Annotated in this window: 16 protein-coding genes; 3 read left to right on the top strand and 13 right to left on the bottom strand. The window is 56.1% G+C overall.

The window, feature by feature from the left end; all coding sequences use genetic code 11:
* The first annotated feature begins 438 nt into the window (after positions 1-438).
* The 3 genes from dnaN (at position 439) to CAUR_RS13845 (ending at position 4417) form a co-directional block, all read left to right on the top strand.
* Positions 439-1572, top strand: a complete 1134-nt coding sequence (dnaN, locus tag CAUR_RS13855; protein WP_012258498.1) for a DNA polymerase III subunit beta — start codon at positions 439-441, stop codon at positions 1570-1572.
* Between the two features lie 50 nt (positions 1573-1622).
* Entirely contained in the window at positions 1623-2309 is a 687-nt protein-coding gene (locus CAUR_RS13850) for a LuxR C-terminal-related transcriptional regulator (RefSeq protein WP_012258497.1), read from the top strand.
* 71 nt (positions 2310-2380) lie between these two features.
* Entirely contained in the window at positions 2381-4417 is a 2037-nt protein-coding gene (locus CAUR_RS13845) for a TolB family protein (protein WP_012258496.1), read from the top strand.
* A gap of 539 nt (positions 4418-4956) precedes the next feature.
* On the opposite strand, the gene CAUR_RS13840 is transcribed toward CAUR_RS13845, so the two are convergent.
* The 13 genes from CAUR_RS13840 to CAUR_RS13780 form a co-directional block, all read right to left on the bottom strand.
* On the bottom strand, positions 4957-5700 hold the full coding sequence (locus tag CAUR_RS13840; protein ID WP_012258495.1) for a hypothetical protein: 744 nt from the start codon (positions 5698-5700) through the stop codon (positions 4957-4959).
* Positions 5701-5810: 110 nt separating this feature from the next.
* Positions 5811-8876 (bottom strand): S8 family serine peptidase, encoded by a 3066-nt coding sequence (locus tag CAUR_RS13835; RefSeq protein WP_012258494.1) that lies wholly within the window; start codon positions 8874-8876, stop codon positions 5811-5813.
* Between the two features lie 274 nt (positions 8877-9150).
* Positions 9151-10869, bottom strand: a complete 1719-nt coding sequence (locus CAUR_RS13830) for a formate--tetrahydrofolate ligase (RefSeq protein WP_012258493.1) — start codon at positions 10867-10869, stop codon at positions 9151-9153.
* Positions 10870-10872: 3 nt separating this feature from the next.
* Positions 10873-12162, bottom strand: a complete 1290-nt coding sequence (locus tag CAUR_RS13825) for a M20 family metallopeptidase (protein WP_012258492.1) — start codon at positions 12160-12162, stop codon at positions 10873-10875.
* A 65-nt stretch (positions 12163-12227) separates the two neighbouring features.
* Positions 12228-13295: a dipeptidase gene (locus tag CAUR_RS13820; protein WP_012258491.1), complete on the bottom strand. Its 1068-nt coding sequence runs from the start codon at positions 13293-13295 to the stop codon at positions 12228-12230.
* A gap of 10 nt (positions 13296-13305) precedes the next feature.
* Positions 13306-14328: an NAD(P)/FAD-dependent oxidoreductase gene (locus tag CAUR_RS13815; RefSeq protein WP_242604930.1), complete on the bottom strand. Its 1023-nt coding sequence runs from the start codon at positions 14326-14328 to the stop codon at positions 13306-13308.
* Between the two features lie 18 nt (positions 14329-14346).
* Complete coding sequence (locus CAUR_RS13810; protein ID WP_012258489.1) at positions 14347-15618, bottom strand: M16 family metallopeptidase; 1272 nt, start codon at positions 15616-15618, stop codon at positions 14347-14349.
* A 29-nt stretch (positions 15619-15647) separates the two neighbouring features.
* On the bottom strand, positions 15648-17147 hold the full coding sequence (locus CAUR_RS13805) for a GAF domain-containing protein (RefSeq protein ID WP_012258488.1): 1500 nt from the start codon (positions 17145-17147) through the stop codon (positions 15648-15650).
* A 349-nt stretch (positions 17148-17496) separates the two neighbouring features.
* Positions 17497-18159, bottom strand: a complete 663-nt coding sequence (locus CAUR_RS13800) for a dienelactone hydrolase family protein (RefSeq protein WP_012258487.1) — start codon at positions 18157-18159, stop codon at positions 17497-17499.
* 114 nt (positions 18160-18273) lie between these two features.
* Positions 18274-19029 (bottom strand): class I SAM-dependent DNA methyltransferase, encoded by a 756-nt coding sequence (locus CAUR_RS13795; RefSeq protein WP_012258486.1) that lies wholly within the window; start codon positions 19027-19029, stop codon positions 18274-18276.
* Positions 19030-19361: 332 nt separating this feature from the next.
* Positions 19362-20072: a response regulator gene (locus CAUR_RS13790; RefSeq protein ID WP_012258485.1), complete on the bottom strand. Its 711-nt coding sequence runs from the start codon at positions 20070-20072 to the stop codon at positions 19362-19364.
* 122 nt (positions 20073-20194) lie between these two features.
* Positions 20195-21220: a sensor histidine kinase gene (locus tag CAUR_RS13785; protein ID WP_012258484.1), complete on the bottom strand. Its 1026-nt coding sequence runs from the start codon at positions 21218-21220 to the stop codon at positions 20195-20197.
* 122 nt (positions 21221-21342) lie between these two features.
* Positions 21343-23232, bottom strand: a complete 1890-nt coding sequence (locus CAUR_RS13780; RefSeq protein WP_012258483.1) for a S9 family peptidase — start codon at positions 23230-23232, stop codon at positions 21343-21345.
* Positions 23233-24119: the final 887 nt, after the last annotated feature.

Genomic DNA, 24119 nt, shown 5'->3' with positions numbered 1-24119 from the left:
TTAACCATCGCTGTGTCAATCATCAAAATATAAAAACTCTTCCCTTATGAACGGTACCACGGCTCTGAAAAAAGTCAAGGTCTCTGTTCCCGGAATGCACACCATCTGCACGGTTATGTGATGCGCAGGCATACCTGCTCATTTTCCAATAGCACGCGCAAACCCTTGTTCAGAGACTACTGTGCATGTTGCAGCCTGATCACACCGTATCACCGGGTGGGGCAGGCCAGGGTATTTGCCTGCACAGGAATCACGTCCCTGGTTATGTGCCGACTGATAGTCGGGAGAAATGAAGTGGGCGCTACATGGCGCTGCGTTATGGGATAATAGCTACTGATACGCTGTCATTGGTTAGCGCAATATGCTATAATGCGCCACACCCGGATCAAGGGCGGCGTTCGTATGCCGTGATTGAGGTTGTCTTTTCAAGGAGCGACAATGAAGCTCACATGCATGCAGGAAGATTTAAAGCGTGGTCTGGCCGCAGTTGGCCATGCCGTCGCCGGTAAGAGCACTCTGCCAGTGTTGGCGAATATACTCCTTGCCACCGATGAAGGTCGGCTGAAGTTGACGGCTACCAATCTGGAGGTAGGTATTAATCGCTGGATCAGCGCTACGATTACTCGCGACGGTGCAGTAGCCGTACCGGCCAAATTATTAACTGATGTGGTCGGCGGCCTGCCAAATGATAAGGTAACACTAAGCCTCGATCAGAAAACCCAGACCTTACGTGTTGAGTGCGGGCGTTTCGTGAGCAATATTAAAGGGGTGGATGCTGACGAATTTCCTTCGCTACCAACTGTTAGCGCACAAACGCCGCTGGTATCACTACCGGCTGAGGTATGGCAAGAGGCGATTGATCAGGTGGCGTTTGCGGCTGCCACTGATGAGTCGCGTCCGATCCTGACCGGGGTGCTGGTACGCACGCGCGATCAGCAAGTCACGCTGGTTGCGGCGGATGGCTTCCGTCTGGCGATGCGAACAATTCAGTTGTCTGCTCCGGTTGCGCACGCGGTTGATTGCCTGATCCCGGCGCGTACATTGAGCGAATTGGCCCGGATTATTGGTGATACGGACGCAGAAGTGGCAATGGTCTATACGCCAGGGGGCAGCCACGTGCTCTTCCACACCGAAAATATTGAAGTCGTATCACGTTTAATAGAAGGAAGATTTCCTGATTTCGAGCGGATTATCCCGCAGCAGTACCTGACACGCATGGTTCTTGATAACAGTGAACTGGCGAAGGCGGTCAAGCTGGCATCATTCTTCGCCGGCAGTAGCCAGAATGTGGTGAAGCTGAAGATTGAACCGGCAAGTGAATTAGCACCGGGACGGGTTGTGATCAGTGCAAATGCTGCTGAGTTGGGTGATAATACCAGTGAACTTGATGGCAGTGTGACCGGTGAAGGCGGTGTTATTGCGCTCAATGTCAGATTCCTGGCCGATGCGATTGCAGCAGTACACTCCAATCAGATCGCCTTTGAAATGCAGAGTGCGCAAAGTCCGGCAGTGTTTAAGCCGGTCGGTCAAGACGGGTACATTCATATTGTGATGCCAATGAGTATGCGATAGATGGTATCGGTGGCAGAGCCGACATCAACAAATCGGTGGAGGAGTTACCCGTGAGTGTGACAACGCTGATAATTGTGCATACTGTCTCTCTCTTTCGAGATGGTTTGCGCCTTGCCCTGTCGTCAACGCCTGGATTTTCAGTGGTTGGTGAAGCCAGCAATGGTCAACAGGCTATCCAGTTAGTGGATCAGGTTGATCCCGATCTGGTGCTGATGGATACCGATTTGCCAGGTGTAAACGGGTTAGAGGTAGCGCGGGTTATCAAGCGAAGTCATCCTCACATTGCCATCGTACTGTTTGGGCCGGTACAGAGTGGCGCGTTTGTGGTGAAGGCCATTCGTGCCGGCGTAGCGGCATGTGTGCCACCGAATATTGAATTTGCCGATCTGCTCGGCACGCTGCGTCAGGTGCGACGTGGCGAGTATCCGATCAACGATCTGGTATTGGCTTCACCCGAAGTGGCTGCTACAGTTCTGGAGGCATTTCGGCAGATGGTCGGTGATGATGATATACAGACCATCTTTTCACCACTATCAGCGCGAGAGCTAGAAGTGCTGGAACTGGTAGCAGCCGGACATACCAATCGTGAGATCGCGGCCCGGCTTGATATCAGTAACCAGACTGTCAAGAATCACATTTCGTCGATTTTGCGCAAGCTGGCTGTGAATGATCGAACCCAGGCTGTGGTTTATGCAATGCGCCGGGGTTGGATCAAGGTTATGTTACCGAATGGGTAGTGTACGACTCATTTGGTTGTTGATCAGCGCTGCATCCGGTCGCTGATCGGGTGGAGCATGAGGAGACGTTTGTGGGGCGTTTCCGTGTTGTGCATCCTTGCCTGCTGGTTATCCTGTTCGCTATAGTCCTGGTGGGATGCGATCTGATCCCTGTGGGTGAGGGAGAGCAAATTGCAAATATCGAGACAATCATTGCCGGTACGCCTTCGGCGACACCAACGGCTACCGCTACTGCTACGGCAACTGCCACACCCACTGCGACGCCGACATTCGGCCCAACACCAACGGCTACCGCAACAGCTACGCCAACGGTGACACCATTGCCACCAACGCCAACACCGAATCCGGCATTAACCGGCTTTGGCTACTGTACCCAAACCGTTGGTTTGACTACCGGTCGCTTCTCGGCAGCGTTGCAAGAGGTGCGAACGAGCGGGAATCCGGCTTTTGAGCAGCTTGACCTCATCTTTGATCTGAGCCAGGGTTCGGCTCCGCTGAGCGCGACAGTCAGTTGTCTGACCGTAGCTGATGCCCGCATCGTGCCGGCTGCTACAATGCTTAACGCTCCGTATGCTCTGCGGATTGAACTGGCGGGCTGGTTGCGTGATGACCGCTTTGCAGCGTCGCCAGTTTCACAAACGGTGTCATTTACAAATACCCGCACGATTACCCAGGCATTGCTGGTGGTCGATCCCCAGGCTGACGTGGGGGCAACCATGCTGGTGCCGCTTGCTGAACCGGTGCCATTTCGGGTGACGCTGGCCCAGAACCGGTTGTCAGTGGCCGTTGCGCGTTCAGCTACGTTTGGCGTAGCCAGTGATACGTTGCGAGTGCCATCTGGTAGTGCACCAGCTTCGCTCGAACCGCTCTACTTCCTGTTCGATGGTGATGTCTGGCAACTTGATCTGGCATTCTCCACTGTCGGTGATGGCATGACCCGTCGACTGGCCGGTGCGGTGAATATTACCGACTCGGCTGAAACAGAAACTCATCTGGCAGTCAGTCCGGGTGGTGACTATCTGGCATTCTGTCGCGCCGAGCCGGGACTCGATCCGGCTGATGCAGTGCTGGCCGTGCCTTCGACGCTCTGGCTGTTGCCACGCGCCGGAGGCGAGGCGCAACCGCTGGCTCAGGTAGGGGTGAGTTGCGCCGATCCGGTCTTTAGCCCGGATGGTGCCACGATTGCGTTTGCGGTTGATGAAACCGGCGCAATTCCGACCCAATGGACAATTTATACCGTACCGGTGAGCGGTGGTGAACCAGAGCGGGTAGAGGCTGCACTCGACGAATGGAGCCGGTTCATGCCGCAGTGGCTCAGCGGGGGACGGTTGGTGTACCGCGCTGAAGCTCCCGATGGCCGCAGTGCGCTCTTCTTGCGTCTGCCGACCGGGGAAGTTCGCGATGTGGGTGCTGAACTGTTGACTGATGAGCGCCTTGTGGTGCGGTACCGTGGCTTTGGAGCATTGATCGCCAGCCCCAACGGGGAATACGTTGCGGTAGAGGCATTGCGCGCTGATGATCCAGGTGCCGATCTGTTGATCCTTGATAGCGCAGGGCAACTGGTCGAGCGGATCGGTACGCAGCGTGTGACCTTACCGGCACCCACGGCCACACCGACTGTGCCTCCAACCGCTACAGCAACTGCCACGCCAACCGCGACACCGACCGGCACCGTCACACCCCAGCCGCCAACCGCGACACCAACCGCTACTGCGATCCCAACGGCAACGCCAGAACCCATCCCGCCCCAACCACTGCGCGAAGGACCCTTCTGGACACGACCGTTAGGATGGGACCAGGAAGGGCGGTTGCTATACCTGACAACGCTATGTGCCAGCGATCTGGTGCAGGACTATCAGCTCTACCGCTGGCGTGGCCTTCAGCGCAGTGAATTGCTGGCCACCGGTCAGAGTCTGGGCGGAATCGGCGCTGTTGTGGTACGTAATGGGCAGCTCTTCTACGCTGCGGTGAATGGGGCCGATGCCGGTCCGCGTGGCCCGCAGACCCAAAGTCAGCGTTATCCAACAACATTGTGGGTGTGGGACGTAGATAGCGGTGACCGGGCTGCACTACTCGATCTGGTGCGCGGTGTCCGTGACGTGAAGTAATGATGGGGAAATCGGGTGTTACAACACTACACTCGCACCGGGGCTGAGCTGGCGGCGAAGTGGTTTTCGTCTTCACCGGATATGCGGTGAAGCGTGACGATCCGCACGCTTCGCAACAATCCGTGAGGATTCATGATACGGATGGGAGGGTTCCGTAGGGGCGGGTTCAGAACCCGCCCCTACTGTTCACATTGCCATATATGAGACGTGACGAACGCGGGAGGGACGGAAGGAACCCGCCCCTACTGACGATGCATGTACCTGTTCACATTGCTATACAGGAGACGCGGCGAACATGGAAGAGGCGGAAAGAACCCGCCCCTACTGACGATGCATGTACCTGTTCACATTGCCATACAGGAGACACGGCGAACGCGGGAGGGGCATAAGGGGACGCCTTGAAGCGCGTGCTATGCGTGATATTTTTCAGATTTGATATGAAAGGCAGTTTCACGCCACACTACGATAAGTTCCCGTGGGTCTCACCCGGAAAGAAGCGATTATCTCTTTTATTCCACGTCAGTTTGGGGCAGGCGACGCTATTGTTTGGCAGCTCTTGAACCGCCTACTCCTTCCGGCTTTCGCTCTAACTGCCACCAGATAACGATCAGATCGCGAGCAAAGAGCACAAGGCGCGCCAGAAAGTAGATCATCCGGTACAGGGTGTGGCGTCGCACTTCATCGTAGTCGATCAGGATGAGGCGTGGCGGATTCTCGCCGGTAAGCATTAAATTCTGCGACTGTAAAATAGTCCGTTTGACCAGAAAGCTCCAGATTCGTTCTGGCAGATACCGCAACTGTTTACGTCGCTGACGTTCAGCAGGACTGGAACTCACTCTACCATAGAGGTCGGGGAGGTGACCGGTGCTGAGCAGACAACCGATAGCCCGAAAGATAATGCGGCGCAGATCGTACCCTATCCGATGACAGTGATCGGCAGGAATGCGTCGCCAGTCGACGGCTGCCAGCACACGGGCATGTTGAAGATAAGGCTGGATAGCAAGGATATGAACAAATCCGGCTTGATCGCGGCTGAGGACAAAATAGGTAGGAATGGTATGGTCACTACCGAGACAGCCTGCAAAGCGTTGGGCCGCGCTCTTCATCTGGCGGGCTTCGCGCAACATTGCGCCTACATCACAACTACTTAAATCACCTTTGAGTTTGACGACAAAGCGGTAATCATCACTGCGGTAGACCTCGGTCTCATTACCACCGGCGACTCGTTCGAGCACATGATCAACATCAATCGGCGCAAAAACTTCGTTCTGATAGGATTCCATGTAAGCTCCACGAAGAATAAAGTCTGAATGATAGCAGTCGTGCTGAAGCGTATCGTAGCATGCATGCATGCTACGATACAAGAGACGAACGATGCCGGGATAACGTTGCACTAGCGAAAGATTTGCACCAGTAAAATCTGGTACGGCGCCGGCATACCTTCGTTGAGGTGAATGCGCGCTTCAGTGACCGGTTGTCGTGGATCGTTGCTGATAATGCGCACACGAGCCTGTTGGGTTGTGTACAAGGGGCCAATCCAGCGGGCTGTGAGCTGAACATTCGTCTGCGATCCGGCAGCAATGGCAGCACTGCCCGTATGGCTAATGCTCAGCCATGCCTGCGGATCGACTTGTGGGCGCAGCTCAATAACCAGACCATCAGAAAGCGTCAGCGGTGGTTGTGGTTGATCAATATGCTCAATGTCGCAGGCGATAGTCTGTGAACCGTTGACGAACTGGAGACCAACTGCTCCCATATCATTTTTCGTCAGACTGGCGACATTTCGATAGTGGAAGCGAATAGTGCCATTTGGTTGCAACAGTGCCTGGACACTCAAGGTACGGGTGGTACCGTAGAGTGGCACGTTATCCCAGGTGATCAATACACCACTGCTAATGTAGGCAACACTAATCTGTCCCCCCTGAGCACTGTTGAAATCCACATGGAGCGGAACGATAGCCGGCGCTGTGGTTGCTATCAGTGGCATGCAACTCGGAGTAAAGTAGCCAGAGGAGGATGCAAATGGGGCAAAGGCAATGATGCCATTGGCACTGATGTAGATATTGCGATAGTAGGTGTTGGCAAACGGAAAATCAAAACCGAGATCGATGGCCGAACTGTTGTCATCATCAAAGAGGTTCAGGATTTGGGCGTCGAAAGGCGGATCGATCCATCCACCGCTAGGGCCACTCGATTCATCACTCCGCCAGACCCCGTAAGGTTCGCTATCGATGCGTAAGGTGTAGCTGAGCGGCATATTGCCATCGTTACGAAGCGGTAATGTAATAGGCGTTATCTGGTTGAAATCCACCGTGGCCGTGATCAGGTCCTGGACAACGGTGAGTTCTGGCCGCAACGGATCGAGGGCAAAATTCAGCGTCACGGTGCTGCCTGGGTCCGGTGTAATTGCTTGCTGTTGTGATGCGAAATTACTGGCCGTTGCCGTCAATTGCTGCGCAACGCCGCCGGGGACGGTCAGACTATAACCGCCGGTTGCGTTGGTATTGAGTGTTACACCGTTCGTCGTGGTAATGACCCCGCGCAATGGATAACCGGTTTCGCTATCGGTCACTGTGCCGCTAATAGTGGCGTGTGACGGGCGGGATGGTACCGTCATCGTGACCGGAACAACTAATGGTGGATCGGTTAGATTATCACCGTAAATCAGAATGCGCGCTGTATAGACACCAGGTCCGGCTACGCGGCGCGCATCGAGAGTGATTGGAATGACGATATTGCCATAACTGGCTAACGATGGTGATGACCATTCCGGCAATACCAGCCAGGGCACGGTGACACGTGCAGCCGCGACGGCGTTGAAGATGTCAAGCCGACCATAGCCATAGATGTTGTTCGGCACCGTATCTGGCCGACAGGCACTATGGTTAGCACCCATATACCTGCTATCACCGGTTAATGGCAAAGCTGTACCGGTGAGCAGGGCGTATGTTGCATCATAATCCCCAATCAGTTGCGGTTTCGCTGACCAGAGCAAAGCAACCGCACCAGCTACGTGTGGTGCAGCCATCGAAGTACCTGACAATGCACCGAAGGTGTTTGCATCGGTAATTGTCGAGGTAACTGTCGAAACGATCCCCTGCCCGGGTGCAACCAGATCGGGCTTAATGCGGCCATCGGTGGTTGGGCCGATGCGGCTGAAATAGCTCAAAAGGTCATTTTGATCGGTAGCGCCAACGGCAACCACATTACTGTAATCGCCGGGCGATGCTACTGAACTACAAGTGGTGAAATTACTACTGATATTGCCGGCAGCAAAGACGACAAAGATACCGGCTGCCTGCCAGGCTGTAGTGTAACCACTGTATACCGGATTGCCCCCGCTATCGAATGACCAGGAATTATTCAGGATGTGCGGGCGCAGACTGGGGCGTGGGTTATTACCGGCAAGATCGGTAGGGGCCAGCATCCACTGGGCAGCAGCAATAATGTCACTATCATTACACGTGACACTACTACAGGCACGGGCGGCAATCCAGCGTGCGCCTGGTGCCACACCCATAGCCGGTTCACCAGGCGGATTAGCGACCATCGTACCCATAACGTGCGTCCCATGCGTCCCTGCGTCCACCGGTGCTGGTTGGTTTCCGACCGGATCAAACCAGTTGTAGTTGTGATCAAACGTGTTGCTGCCAAGGTTGCCACGATACTGATTTACCAGTGCCGGATGGGTGTACTGAACACCACTATCAATGTTCGCAACCGTAATCCCACTACCGGTCACACCGAACTCACGCCAGACTCGATCAGCCCCGATGCGAGCAATATTCCAACAGACATTGTTAGAGGTCGCCGAACACGAAACAGCGGTGGTTGTGGCAGGGGGTGACATCTGCAATTGATGATCGGCCATCAACAGAGCTACATCGGTATGGGCGGCCAGGGCGTTGGCTAAGGTCGCATCACCTTCAACCAGTAAGGCATTAACTATCCAGAGTGGTTGATAGCGTACACCAGCCGTATCGAGCATTGCCCGCACCGCACGTTGACTCCGCTCGGCGTGAGTCGTCAGCGTGCGGTAGACATACTCCCCACGCTCTTCCCAGTCACGAATGAGAAACGCCGGGCCAAGATCGGGTCGGTCGGCAAAAAAGACGAGAAAACGGGTTTTACCGTCACGCAACGCCGCCTGAAGATCAGGATCGACACGCTCACGCTGTTGCGGTAAGGGTACCGGCACGTGCGGTGGTGCCATCATCATGGCCGGCGCCACCGGTGGAGGATAGCCGGTATGTAGATAAAGGGTTGTGGCATTACTGTCGGTGTTGGTAATCGTCAGATTGACGGTGGTCGTATCACCGAGTTCGACTGTCGCTGAGAGACTGGTTGGGGCCGCATTCAGATGCGATGCATCGGCGTGAGTTGATGGTGGTGGCGTGAAGGTAAACCAACTAAGCACACCAATAATGAGGGTGAAGATTATCAGAGATGTGCGCTTCATACAGACAATGCCACAGTGCTGAGTAGATTAACGTCAGTATTTGCATCATAGCACAACAGGAGCGTTTGTGCCTTTACAATTCGTTTATTCGTCTTCAGAAATGTTAGTGATCACGTTCACACTGCAACGTGCATATCAGGACGAGCGAGCCTATCGCTCACGCTGAGTCTCTTCTCGATGTCAAAGCAACATTCAGAAGCGACGTATGGGTTGCTTGTTCCCCCGTTGGTTAAACTGGCAACAATCTTTTCCGCAATGACCAGCCCAACCTTCACTAAAACAGACCAACAATATTCCCCTCGTCATCAATGTCAATCTGATGGGCCGCTGGATGGGCACCCAGACCCGGCATCGTGACTGTCGTGCCGGCAATCGGCAAGATGAATCCGGCACCAGCACTGAGGCGCACCTCGCGAATCGGGAAGGTGAAGCCTTCCGGTGCACCGCGCAAGGCCGGATCGTGGCTCAGGCTGAGATGCGTTTTCGCCATGCAGATGGGTAAATTGCCAAAACCAGCATCCTCAAGGGCTGCCAGTTGGGCGGCTGCTGTTGGGCTGAACGTTACCGCTGCCGCGCCGTAAATGCGATGCGCGATAGTGGTGATTTTGTCGGCCAGCGACCACTCCAGTGGGTAGAGAAACTGTACCGGACGCGGTCCCGGTCGTTCGGCAATCTCGATAACCAGGCGGGCCAGGTCTACGCCGCCGGCACTGCCTGCGGCATAGACATTGCTCACCGCCATGCCAGCAGCGCCGGCAGTGGTGGCAATGTGGGCAACTGCGTCTATCTCTGCTGGCGTGTCTTCCGGGTATGCATTGAGGGCAACAATCACCGGTACCTTGAACTGGTGCAGGTTCTCGATCTGGCGCCGCAGGTTGGCGCCACCGCTGATGACATCGTCGGGATTTTCGTGCAGTAAGGCAGGCGGCAACGGTTTGCCGGCTACAATGTCGTACTTTCCGCTATGCGCCTTCAGCGCCCGAATAGTCGCGACGATGACCGCCACATCGGGCCAGAGTCCGCTGGCCCGACACTTTAGATTGAAGAACTTTTCTGCCCCGATATCCACGCCAAACCCGGCTTCGGTGACCACATAATCGGCACACCGTAACGCAATCAGATCGGCCAGGATCGATGAATTACCCTGGGCAATGTTGGCGAATGGCCCGGCATGAATGAGGGCTGGTGTATTTTCGATAGTCTGCATCAGGTTCGGTTTGAGCGCCTCACGCATAAGTACTGTCGCCGCCCCGGCACCACGCACATCTTCAGCAGTAATGGGTGTACCGTCACGGCGGAAGGCAACCACCATACGACCGATCCGGCTGCGGAGATCGCGCAAGGCAGCCCGGGCACCAACACCGTTCACCATCGCCAGAATGGCCATGAGTTCACTTGCGACACTGATGTCGAAGCCGGTCTGACGAGGAAAACCATTCTGTTTACCACCCAGCCCGATCATCACCTGGCGCAGAAAGCGATCATTCACGTCAACAACCCGGCGAATCTCGATCCGGTCGGGATCAATATCGAGCGGGTTGCCGTGATACCAGCTATTGTCGGTCAGCGCAGCCAACTGATTGTGCGCCTGTGATACAGCGTGAATATCGCCGTTCAGGTGCAGAATGCTTTCGACAAGGGGCACGATCTGGCTGTAACCGCCGCCGGCACCACCGCCTTTAATGCCAAAGACCGGCCCTAACGAGGATTGGCGTAAGGTGACCGCGGCACGCTTGCCAATGCGATTGAGCGCCATTGCCAGCCCGATGGCGGTTGTGGTCTTGCCTTCGCCGAGCGGTGTGGGGGTGATTGCGCTGACCAGGACATAACGGCCCAATGGCCGGTCGTGGTAGTCGTCAAGAAAGGTGAGGTCAATCTTGCCGCGGTACCGGCCATACGGTTCGAGGTACCTGACAGGCAGGCCAAGCCGTTCGGCAATGGCAGCGATTGGCTCTAGCCGGGCTTCGGCAGCGATCTGGAGACTGGTTTTCATCAACTATTCCTCATCGTAACCGCAGAAGCGAAGGGCAGTGAGGGCCAGGACGCGAGTGGCTGTCTGTAAATCGACGATGGCAACCGACTCGTTCGGTCGGTGGGCATTGCGGACATCACCCGGCCCGTAGAGGACGGTAGGAATACCGCCAACATTGACCAGTAGCCGCATATCGGCGCCGTAGGTCATGCCTTCAAATGTGGCAGGTGTGCCCCGCACCGCCTGATCGCAGGCGGCAAGGGTTTGGACAACAGGTGAGTCCATGGGCGTACTGGCCGGATCAAACCGCCCACCCCACCATTCCAGCATTGGCGGATGATCGCGCAGCCAGGGGTCTTGGGCCGCAGCAGCGGCTACCGTCTGCTCCAGCTCGGTGCGTGCAATAGCCGGGTCTTCGCCGACCCCAATCCCGTAACGGCCTTCGGCGACCAGTTGCTCGGCTTCGGAAGAAGCCCATTCGCCTGCCCGCACCACACCGATACAGATAGCATTGGGGGTACGGTAGCGCGAGAAGAGACCGCTGCTGTCGGCTGCACGCAAGCGTTCGTTGCGAGTACGTTCGAGCGCGATGATGGCCTGGTGTAGCGGTGCAAATTTTTCAATTGCACTGACACCCTCTTCGCGCACACAGCCGTGCGCCGCCGCCCCATACACCGTTAAGCGGAAATTGTGTGCGCCGGCCTGAGCCGGTGCGACTTTCAATTCCGTTGGCTCGGCCACAATCGCGGCATCGGCAGTGTGGCCACGCAAAATGGCTGCCAGTGTGCCGAGACCGCCATCTTCTTCGCCGATCACACTCTGGATCACGAGACGGCCACGGAGCCGGACACCCGCAGCCGCGATGGCCCGGGCAGCAAAGATGGCACAGCACAGCCCTCCCTTCATATCCAGCGCACCGCGCCCGTAGACCCGGCCATTGACGATAGTCGCCTGCCACGGATCACTATGCCACAGGCGTCGGTCACCAGCCGGCACAACGTCAACGTGGCCGTTGAAGATCAGGCTACGTCCACCGCGATCCTCACCCAGAATTCCGACGACGCCGAGCGCTCGCTCACGCGGCACTTCCCAACTGCAATCAGGATGAGCATACAAACGGGGTAGATCGATTTCCCACCGATCAACCGTCATTGATTGGGATTGTAGCAACGCAGCGACGGCCTCTTGGGCTTCATTTTCAGCCGTAGTGCCGTCGAGGCTGGGGATACTGACCAGATCGGCCAGTGCCTTCAATAAGCCATCGTCGTTGATGGCGCTGAGCACTCGTTGCTCAATCGGATGCAGATGTTGCATAGCGGGAATGTACTCTCCTTAGCTGTGATTGTCTGGTATTGATGTCTACTCACGATGTGATCACGTTATGCGCCCCAGGTCAACCGCAATACGCGCAACCAGTTTTCGTAGGCCAGCTTGCGTAGTTCTGCCGGTGTAAAGCCGGCATCGGCCAGCGCCTGCAAGAGTACCGGTAAACCGCTTACGTCGCGAATGGCCTGCGGGATCAAGGCACCGTCGAAATCTGAACCAAAACCTACCCGGTCAATACCCAGGCGTTCAACCAGATACTGCACATGCCGCACCATAATCGAAACCGGCGTATCAGCATCACGGTGCCCGTCAGGGCGCAAAAACGTGACGGCAAAATTCAGTCCGACCATGCCATCCGAGTCGCGAATGGCATCGAGCTGACGATCAGTAAGATTCCGACTACTGGGGCAGATAGCATGCGCATTGGAATGCGTAGCCACCAACGGTGCCGTGCTTAGCCGGGCAACGTCCCAAAAACCGGCTTCGTTCAAATGCGAGAGATCGATCAGGATGCGTAGTTGATTGCACGCCTTGACCAGCGCTTTACCGGCGTCGGTCAGACCGGGTCCGGTATCGGGTGAAGCGGGAAACGCAAACGGCACGCCGTGCCCAAAGATATTGGGACGGCTCCAGACCGGCCCTAGCGAGCGCAAGCCCGCCTGATAGAGTACCTCTAGTTCGTCGAGATCGGGGCCAATCGCTTCAGCACCTTCAATGTGGAAAACGACTGCCACAATACCATTCGTCAGGCAGGCATGAATGTCATCAGCAGTACGACAGATGCGAAACTGGCCGTTGGACTCGGCTTCGATGCGGAAGAGGCGTGCGGCCATTGCCATCGTCGTGTGTAAGGCGTAGCTATGTTCGAGTGGTGGCGGCAATGGCATATAGTACGGTGGCGAGGGAATGTGTTCTGGTGGTGGTTTGGGCGCAGGTGGTGGTGGGACGTAGATGGCAAAAAAGCCGCCACCAAACCCACCAGCCCGCGCACGAGGCAGATCGAGATGACCGTAGGGGCTGGCGTGAAAGAAGTCGCGTTCTTCACCGGGTTTAGGGCGGTAAAGGTCGAGAATAACGTCATTATGTCCGTCGAATACAGGTGGCCAGACCGGAGTTGTCATACAGGTATCCTCACGATACAACTTCGCGGATGCGCGTCGCAGCGCGCCAACCGCTCTCGATAGCGAGATGGACACGCCCCTGACCGCACAGCATATCACCGGCGAGGATGAGACGGTCGTGATCGCTTAACGGTGCCGCTGTGTCTGGAAGCGCATACCGCCAGCGTTGGACATTGATCCACAGTGGTTGATCAATATCACCGATAAGCGCACGGATTGCCGCCAGCGCTTCAACAATTGGTTTGGGGGCATCAGCAGGGGAAAAGGTTCCTTTCTGAAGAGCATCCCAGTGCGTTGTAGCCCAGTGGTCGCTCATCTGGGCAATAAGCAGACCGTGATCGGGTGGTGTCCGGTTGGGTTTATCGTGTTCGCAGGCCAGCCAACTGATCGGGTGTTGGCGATCTACGTTGACCAGCGCATACCAGGGTACGAGTGGACGGCGAGGCAGCGCCAGCGTGATACTGATCGAACGCCGGTATTGAACGGTCTGGAGTGCCTCGATCAAAGGTTGGACATCAGCGAGATGACTGGCGGCGAGGATGGTGGCTGTCTGGGGGGCGGGAGCAGTCAACAGAACGGCGGCAAAACTGCCCAGATCACGACCGTCGTCGGCGAAGAGACGATAGGCGTCGCGCTCACGATGCAAACGGGCCACAGTGGTTTCCAATCGCACCTCGCTACCGGTAGCCAGATACTTTGCCAGCCGGGTAATCCCGCCCGGCCAGGTCCACTTCTGTTCATCGGCGAAGGCCGGGTCGCCAGGTGCAATCTGGTTCGTGCTGGTAAATGTCCAGACTGGGCGATCAATCGTCACGGCATCGCCCGTGGCAGCGATGAGAGCGTGTAACTCAGGCGTAGGTGCTTTCACATACTGAGCACCGTGATCGAAGCAAAAACCGTCGATGCGTCGAGTAGCGGCCCGGCCACCCACACCTCGACTCTTCTCGAAGACGACCGGCACAATCCCACTTTGATTGGCGATCAGCGCCTGAGCGGCAGCCAGCCCGGCTATACCGGCGCCAACAATTGCCACACTCTTCACCGTGCAACCTCACTCTTCCAGCAATATCTGTAAATCGGCCTGATCTTCGTCGCTGTATGGGCCAACAACCGCCAGCCACTGTTGATTGGCAGTGAGTAACCGGCGGGCAGCACGCTGGAGATCGGCTAAACTCAATGCATCAATCTCGGCAATAATCTGTTCAACCGGCGGCACCATTTGATAACGCAGCAGACTGGTAGCGTTACGCGAGGCAATCGACCAGGTATCTTCGAGCGAGAGTAACAAGCTGCCCTTGAGCTGTTCTTTCACGGTTGCCAGCTCTTGCTTTGTAGGGCCGTTTTCGGCCACATCGCGCACTATAGCGCGGGTCATTGCCACCGCGTCACGCAATGCATCAGGCTCCACCCCAGCATAAATAACCCACATACCGGTATCAGAAAATTCGTTGTGATAAGAACCGATATTGTAGCTGAGACCGTGTTCTTCACGGATCGTCTGGAACAGGCGCGACGACATACCGCCACCGAGCAGGGCGTCGAGCGCATGCACTGCCCGGCGATCAGGATCGTGGTACGAGACGCCGGGCATGCCAAGGCAAAAGTTGCCCTGTTCGATGTCACGTGTGAGCAGGCTGAGTTTGGGCTGGTGCGGTAAGGGAGGCGCGGCAATTGCCGCCGGACGCTGCGCGGCAGGGAGATCGGCAAAAGCGCGTTCGATGGCGGGAATGGCCTCTTCGGCAGCAATCTTGCCGGCGACCGATACGACCAGATTCCCGGCGTGATACCCCTGAGCGAAAAATTGCAACAGCTCGTGGCGGGCAATGGCGCTGACGGTAGCAATACTTCCAGCAATATCGCGGCCAAACGGATGATCGCCCCACATTGTGCGTTGCAGCAGTTCGTGGACAAGCTCGGTGGGATTATCCTGGATGCCGCGAATCTCTTCGATAATCACCCGCCGCTCTTTTTCTAATTCGGTAGCATCGAAGAGTGGCCGTTGCACCATCTCGCTCAACACGTGCAGTGCTCGTTGGAAATGGATAGCGGCAACTTTCGCATAAAAAACAGTTGTCTCGTAGCCAGTGGAAGCGTTAAGATAGCCACCAATCCCCTCAATTGCCAGCGAGATCGCATGGGCGGTTGGATAGGCACCGGCTCCCTTGAAGAGCATATGTTCAATGAAGTGGGCAGCACCGGCCAGTTCTGCCGATTCGTAGCGCGCACCGATGTCAATGAAGCAACCAACTGCAACCGAATGGGTGTGTGGCAGTTCTTCGATTAAAACGCGGATGCCGTTAGGCGTGGTATGCAAGTATGGCATTGTTTACACATTATCAGATCAGAACACGATTACTGTTCGCGCCGCCAGAATTCCAGCCGTGATGCCGGCTGGCCATGTGAGGGTGGTATCTCCATGCGTTCGACAATATACGACCGTTCACCTTCGGGAAAGACCTGGCGCAGGCGGAGTCGGCGACGTTCCTTTTGGGTGTCGGCGAGTAATTCGATAGTGGTCGGGGCGGCCCGTTCGAGCATGCGGAGCAGGTGAGCATAGGTTTTGCCGACCAAGTCGCGCGGATGCCGCCCGACGATCTGACTGGCGAAGACCGTATTGGCCGCCACCAGCCGCTCCGTTTCATCAAGCAAGGCAACCCCTTCAGGCAGACTATCAAAAACGATGCGGAGCAAATCGCGTGAGCGCTGCAATTGATTGGTGCGTTCGGCGATCAACCCTTCCAGTAACTGGGTCTGTTCACGCAGACGAGAGACCAGTTGGAGCGTAGCACACACGGTAGCAGCCTGACGGGCAAAGAGTTCCAGCAGTTTCCAGTCTATCGCGGAAGGCTGTGATTGCGCACTGGTATAGCCCAATGCCAGACTCCCAATGGCATTGCCGTCGTGGATCAAGGGGAGAGCGATGCAGGTCTGATCATCAGTGATAGCTATTGTCACCACACTCTGGCTCTCGGTTGTCAGTTGTGCGGCACCACTGGCGGCGGCAACCGGTACGTCTAACGACAGATTGGTTGGCGCAATCCATTCGGGCTGACTCTGTGGGGAAGATCGCAGAAAGAGTAACCCCCAACGGGCAGCGAAAGTTTCAGTCGCGATAGTGTGACAACGAGCGGCTACGTCACCGGGTGAGAGGTTGGCGCCAGACGACTGACCGAAATCGAGCAAGGTTAAGATGTGTTGTTGGCGAAGGCGATGTTGCTGATACAGGCGTGCTGCCCCAAGCGCAACTCCAAGTTGCGCAGCGATGCTTTCGATCAGGATCAGATCATGGCTGCTGAAGGCGTGCGTTGCCAGACGATAGATAAGCAACACGCCGGCAGTAGCCGCCGATTGATGGATCGGCGTCGCGATCAGGCTGCCGCCACTCTGCAATTCTCGCAAATGAAACCGCTGTGCATCATTGGCGAGATCAAGCAGCACGATGCTGCTGCCATGACGCAACGCCCAGCCTGCACTTCCGTGTTTGAGCAGTTCGGTGGCGCGCTCGTGGGGCAACAGGCGCGGTGCGCCAAGCGAGACCGTCAGAGCATGGGAGGGTGTCTGGTCAGCACCGATAAGGATCGCAGTCGCTTCATCGGCGGGCAGATGGAGCGTGATCGTTTGCAGGGCTTGCTGGAGGAGTGTTGTCGGTTCGAGATCTTCGCGAAATTCAATTCCCAACCGGGTGAGCAAGGCAGTCTGCCGCATCAGCTCTTCCGTCAGCGCGTGAGCAGCCAGCGGCGGGCCAGCCGGGTGTAACTGGCGACGCAATTGAGCATTGGCGTTGCGCAATTCACGAACGTGCGCAACCAGTTCGGCAACTGTCAAAGCAGCGAGATTATCGGCATCCAGCATAGGTGTTCTCAAGTACGTTTTTGCGTTCAGTATTTTAGTATACCACGATCAGGTAGTCTGCTCGTGGTTTGGATAGCGTGCAATGCGTTCGCTGCTACCGGAGATGGTATACGAGACGCGCACCCAACTCATCCCTGCCAGGGGCGGGCACTGGTTCCTTCCCCAACCCATCTCTGCTGGAGGGTGTAAACAGCTCAGGGTAACGCTGCCGGATGATACCTATTCCGGGTTCAGGGTAGCTGTGTTAGACAGTTAGCGTGTAGCAGGATAACTTCCGCAACCACCAGGTGCTGGATGCGCATAACAACCACTCCAGTCAAGCGAGGTGTAGATAGGCGCCGATGGCAGCTTAACTGTCATCAGTCGTGCCACGCTCCAGGAAATGAAGCGTTCGCTCCCAGGCCAGTCTTGCTGCCGCCGGATTGTACGCCTGATCGCGATCAGGTTCACAGAACCAGTGTCCAGTGCCACTGTAATGATAGAACGTCACCGGACGGCCAGCCTGCTTGAGGGCATCCTCCAGGCTGTAGATGTTGGCTTGCGGTTCAAATGGGTCATTCGCGGCAAAGTGACCGAGATAGGCCGCCTTTGAGTTACTGAAATCGGCGAGACCGGTGCCATAGAAGAGGACGACGGAACGAATGTATTCCGGACAAGTAGCGGAAAGATCAAGCGCATAGTAAGCACCGAGTGAGAAGCCAATCACTGCCAGGCCACGGGTAGCTTTGTCAGCGTGTTCGCTAAGAAACCGCGTTGCCTGGACGATCTCGGCCCTGACCTGGCGATGGTTGGCGTCGAGCGCCTGGGCAAGAGCTTCCGCCTCGGCGATATTGTCGGTAACCTTACCGTGATAAAGGTCTGGGGCGAAGGCTACGAAACCGGCCCCGGCAAGTTGTGTGCAGTACATCTTGATGGTGTCATTTAACCCCCACCAGGCATGCAGCACCAATACGCCAGGTCCGTTTCCGGTGGTTGGGACGGCGAGAAAGCCCTGGGGTTGCGAAACTGTCATGTGGCCTCCCTGCAGTGATTGTAACAGGTCGTGCTGTGGATAAAGAAAACGTGCACGACTGACGGCCTACCGCTATATCGTGCACCGGTCGGACGGTCTTTTCGGCAGAGAACGCTACTTAACGGCAACGATAAACACCCGTCCTTCCTTTTCAGGTTCGTCTAGGGGCGTCCGCAAATCTTGAATCCGGGCAAAGTAGACGTTTTTCCAGCCAACAGCGAGCATCGCATCCCGGACCTTCGCCATGTCAAAGACAGTGTTAAACGCGGTCTCATCAAATCGCTCGTAGCGGCCATCGGGCAATCGAATAAACCCGGTGATCTTTGTCCACGCCTTATCACTGTGGCCATCATAGATACCGCGATTGATGATCAAGACATCATCATCGCTGTCGTCTACCTGAATGCTATTCCAGCGCTTTAGCCCACGTCGTGTATTCAAGTCAAAAATGAAATAACCATCGCATACGGCGTAGACGCATTGGAAGCACCGGTACAGTGCCTGTTCATGTTCGAGATGATTGAGCGAATCAAAGGTAGAAACAACCAACCCGAAACGCTCATCTAACGTAAAATTGCTCGCATCACCCTGGATGAAGGTGGCCTGACCGGTTTGAATATACTGGCGGGCATGCTCCCTGGCGTAGTGCAGCATATGGTCTGATAGATCAAGCCCCACAACCCGATATCCCCTGGCAAGAAAGTGTACCGCCAGATGACCGGTACCGCAGCAGAGATCAAGAACAGTTTTGTTCTCTTGAGCAATCGGTGTAGCGGCGTAGAAATCAAGGATAAGCGGAGCGACCTGCCTGGCAAAACCAGACCACCTCAGATCGTATACTTTGGCAAAACCCTTATCATACGCTTGCATAGCATGTGCTCCAACGAATGCTTAGTCGTCTTAACGAACGAGTGGAGACTGACGATCAGAACGTGAACTATACTACCGGAAGGTCTGCTTTGTATCTTTTGTCATCGGTTTGCTGGGGGATATTATAGCATTGGTTCGATGGGTGCCGACATGGTGTATCTTGCAGTAGTAGGGGCACGGCATGCCGTGCCCCTACATTTTACGCTCTACATCAGGTTGAAAGGCAGATATTTTCTCACAGTGCTGCTTATTGACACCCACGGTCGAATACGTAACAGTTACTCAGGTACACCAGCGTTACGATTTTGTAGTTATGCTCACTAATCCAATGATCACCCCTCAGACGATTGCGAATACCCCATTTTGATCCATCCCTTCTTGATCGCAACAATCACTGCCATCGTGCGATCATTGACCTGGAGTTTGGCAAGGATGGAGGTAATGTGGTTCTTCACCGTCTGACTACTGATGCTTAGTTCGCTGGCGATCTCTTTGTTTGAGAGACCACGGGCAATACAGTCAAGAATTTCGATCTCACGTGATGTAAGCGGTGCAAACAGACTTGCACCGTCCTCTTCATCGGTTGCCGCCAGTTCGCGAAACTGGTGTAGCACCCGTGCAGCGACGTTGGGATGGGCCAGAACAGCATCATTGATCAGGTAGCGACCGCGCGCCACCTCGCGAATCATGTGAACAAGCTCTTCGGGACTGATGTCTTTTGAGGTGAAGGCTGCTGCTCCAACCTTGATAGCCTGAAAGAGTTGCTCTTCATCTTCGTAAACACTCAACACAATAATGCCAGTACGCGGTTCACGTCGCTTGATGACACGGGCGACTTCCAGACCATTCAAACCGGGCAGATTAATATCAACCAGGACGACATCGGGAAAGAGCCGTTCGGTCAGCTTGATCGCTTCCTGACCGTTCTCAGCTTCCCCTACAACCTCAATATCGTGAGCACTCTCCAGACTCCAGCGAATACCTTGACGGAAGAGCGGATGGTCATCAATGATCAATACTTTTACTTTTGACGGTGCCGTCACACACGACTCCTTAATGTTGATCCCTGTTATACACGTACACGGTGTTGCTGCCACGATTGCTGTAATCCGAGTAGCATATTTCTATGCCTTCTCCGTAGTGTAAAACGAAACGAAGTCAAGAATTAACGCGCAGTAGGTAATGGCATTTTCACATGAACCTCGGTTCCCGCACCGTGACGGGTCGTAACTGTCAATTGAGCGCCGATGAGTTCGGCACGCTCGCGCATGCTGGTCAGACCCCAGCTTTCACGGCCAGCACGTCGGCTTACTTCGCGCAGATCAAATCCTGGCCCTTCATCTCGGATGATGAGCTGTAACTGGCCGTTGCGAGTGGTAAGGGTGACCCGTACCGGAGCACCGCGGGCATGTTTGCGGGCATTTTGTAGGGCTTCCTGCACGATGCGGTAGAGCACAATCTCGGCTTCGGCTGGTAGTCGCGGCAGTGGGTCGGCTTCAAAGTGAACGGCATTGCTCACCGTGTCGCGGTAGCGCCGAATATACTCGTGAAGCGCGGCGACCAGTCCTTGCTCTTCGAGTTTACCCGGTCGCAGGTCGGCGATAAAGCTGCGCACCTCGCGCAACCCTTCACGCACACTGTCACCCAACTGGCTCAAAATTGAGCCTAACCGGTCGAGGTGTTGTTCCTGGAGCAGGTTCTGACACACCTCTACTCCCATCAGCGCATTTGCCAGCACCTGGGCCGGGCCATCGTGAACTTCACGCGCCAGTCGGATACGTTCTTCTTCACGGCCTTTGATAATCTGAGCACGCAATGCCTGCACCCAGGGATCGGCAGCGATACCTTCTGCATTGCGCGTTAACGTCGTGCTGCTCATCTCAATCTGACGAATGAGCTGATCGAGCTGGCGCATAGCCCGCCGTAGTTCGGCTTCGGTAGCCGCCGCCGCCGCATGTTCCGCCCGTATCTGATTAACGCGGGCAGTTGCGGCAACGGTTGACATGCCGCGCTCACGCGCGAAGCGTTCCTGAATCACGGCTTCGTCAAGCTGGCGCGAGAGTTGCTGGACGCGCCGCCGTATGTCTTCGTGCTGATGCAGCGCAGCGTGATATAGATCGCGCAGTTCGTTTAATTGCGCGGTAACGATAGCTGTGGCACGCTCAAGTAAGGCGGCTGGCTCCGTACTCAAGGCTCTACTCCCACGTCTGATGTATTGATGGTCTAAGTATAGCACGCAACCGGTTCGCAATGAAGAGGAGCGAGATGAGGAAACCGTCATCTCGCTCTACGGTTGCACAAGAGAGGTGTCAGCTACTGCGCCGGGGTGAATCCCAACACGTTGCCGTAGAAGGCCAGTTCGCGCTCGATTGCGGTGATGATGTTTTCGGCCTTGCGAAAACCGTGTTGTTCGCCGGGGAAGGGGACATATTCGGTGTAGACGCCCCGTGAACGTAATGCCTCGTACATCATTTCCGATTGGGCTGGCGGAACAACCTTATCTTCTAACCCCTGAAAGAAGATCACCGGACTGGTAATTTGATCGGCGTGAGTGAGCGGTGAGCGTGCCTCGTAGAGGTCTGCGCGCTCAGGGTATGGGCCGACCAGGCGGTCGAGATAACGCGACTCGAACTTGTGCGTGTCGCGAGCCAATGCTGCCAGATCGGCCACGCCGAAGTGGCTGGCACCGGCGCGGAAGACCTTGTGGAATGCGAGTGCGGCCAGTACGGTAAACCCACCGGCACTCCCTCCGGTGATCAGCAGCCGGTTGGGATCAGCCCGCCCGGTAGCAGCGAGAAATTGGGCACCGGCAATACAATCCTCTACATCAACGACACCCCACGCCCCATCGAGTAGCTCGCGATAAGCGCGACCAAAGCCGGTACTTCCACCATAATTCACATCCAACACCCCAATGCCCCGACTTGTCCAGTACTGGATCGATAGGCGAAGGGTTGGTTGGGCAGCAGCGGTTGGTCCGCCGTGGATCATAACCAGCAGGGGCGGTAATTCGCCTTCTGGCGCGACAAAATCGGGGTTGTGCGGTGGGTAGAAGATGCCGTAAGCAGTGCGACCACCGGCACTCGGAAAGCTGATGACCTCTGGCAGAGATAGATAAGCCGGGTCAACCGGCAATTCACCGCTACGCCGCAGCGGCAATAGCGACTGATCGCTCAGGTCGAGCAGGAACAGGGTCGTTGGTGTGGTTGGTGAGCTGCCGGTAAACACCACACGCTCACCGGTGCCATTGACAATGTTAATCACCGACACCGGCAGATCGATGGGATGAATACTACCATCACGCTCAATGATCACCATATGCCAGCGACTCTGCCGGCAATATGTCGCCAGAACCCGGCCATCAGCCAGGGGGACATAGGTGCGCATGCCCGGCTGCCAGAGTGGTTGACCAAATTCGGCATCGAGCGGGTACAGTGGTGTCGCGTTGCCGGCAAGATCGAGCCGATACAGGTTCCACCAGCCAGTCCGCTCGGCGACGACCAGTACCTGACCGTCGGTCGTCCATTCTGGCTGGAAGCATGAATCGCCGGCGCCACCGGCCAGTTGACGAGCCGAACCGAGACTGCCATCCTCCAGGATCGGAGCCACCCACAGCTCAGCGGCATCCCAGGGCATATTGGGATGATCCCAGGCTAACCAGGCCAGCCAGTTGCCATCGGGACTGAGCCGGGGTGCAGCAACGAAATCACGTCCGGTATGGAGAGGTGTGATCGCACCACTATCCAGATCAACTGCCACCAGATAGTTTTGGGCTTCGCCGGTACCGCGATGATCTTCGCCAATCGCAATGATGCGGTTGCGTCGGCGATCAACCTGCATCTCGGCAAAGCGTAGCCCATCGGGAGTACCTACCGCAACCGGCAGCTCGCCGGGACGCTGGCGGTATAGCAGTTGGTCGCGAAATTCGACAAAAAACACCTCACCCTGATCGACCGTATAGCTGGCGCCGCCATACTCGTGTACCAGTGTGCGTACATTCATGTCTGGTGGTGTGACATCGCTGACCACACCATCGGCAGTGCGGCGTACCAGGACATTGCGTCCGCCCTCCTGGGGCCGACCCTCAATCCAATAGATATCGGCACCATCGATAGCGGGCCAGTTCAGGCTCACTTGTCTGGCGACGAGCATTTCAGCGGAGATTGGCGAGCGCCAACTACCGTAGGGGGCAATCTGGGCCATAATGAACCTCGTTCTGCTGTGCATGTTACCTTCTTTATCATAACATACTGTGAGGGGTGAGGGAGGAAATAGGAGATAGGAAGTAGGAGATAGGAAGTAGGAGATAGGAAGTAGGAGATAGGAAGTAGGAGATAGGAAGTAGGAGGTAGGGGTAGGAGGTAGAAGATAGGAGGTAGGGTAGGAGGTAGAAGATAGAAGGTAGGGGTAGGAGGTAGAGGTAGGGTAGGAGGTAGAAGATAGGAGGTAGGGGTAGGAGGCGCGTGATCCCAGGAGAGGCCAGCGTGTGCGCACCACGACAGCGCACTGACAGGTGTGTGGTACACCGGTCATGCTGCCATAGGTATGCGACACGCCCCCACCCTCAACCGCCCCCGCTGGGCAATGCATTACCTGCAACTGGTATCAACCACGGGTGTATCAGCGGGTATGATCGCCATGGATGCTGTTTTGGGCGACTGGCCCGGTGACAATGCGCAGCTCCAGCCGTGCTATTACGTGCTGGATGGGTTGCCTTACGCGCACATTATGTGCGTGTCGCAGGGTTTGGAGTGCGGCAGCATGGCTGCCGCGCCAGCCGTGCTTATGATTCGGCGCGTGGTACACCGTTACCCATCCTGGTCACGGGAATGCTGGATGCGCTTGTTTCGATCATCGAGTCGGTCAGGAATAAATGCGATACCTGCGTGTAGGCGTGTTGTTGCACCGGGTTCGTGCCTGTGTACCAGCGGCCACGGCCAGCACCTGACGGCGGTGGAGATGATGCCTGCACGCGAGCTTCCAGCCCGCGCCACTGATGAGCGCGCCGGAGGCGCGCGCTCCCAGGGGAATGCCTATGTCGCGTACCTTGAGAGTAGCAACCTCTCATTCCCGTAAGCGTGCAGTGAGTA

Origin of the sequence: Chloroflexus aurantiacus J-10-fl, from assembly GCF_000018865.1 — a bacterium.
GTDB classification, from domain to species: Bacteria; Chloroflexota; Chloroflexia; order Chloroflexales; family Chloroflexaceae; genus Chloroflexus; species Chloroflexus aurantiacus.
Note: the sequence above shows the minus strand (reverse complement) of the source record. Positions and strands in the feature narration are given on the sequence as shown.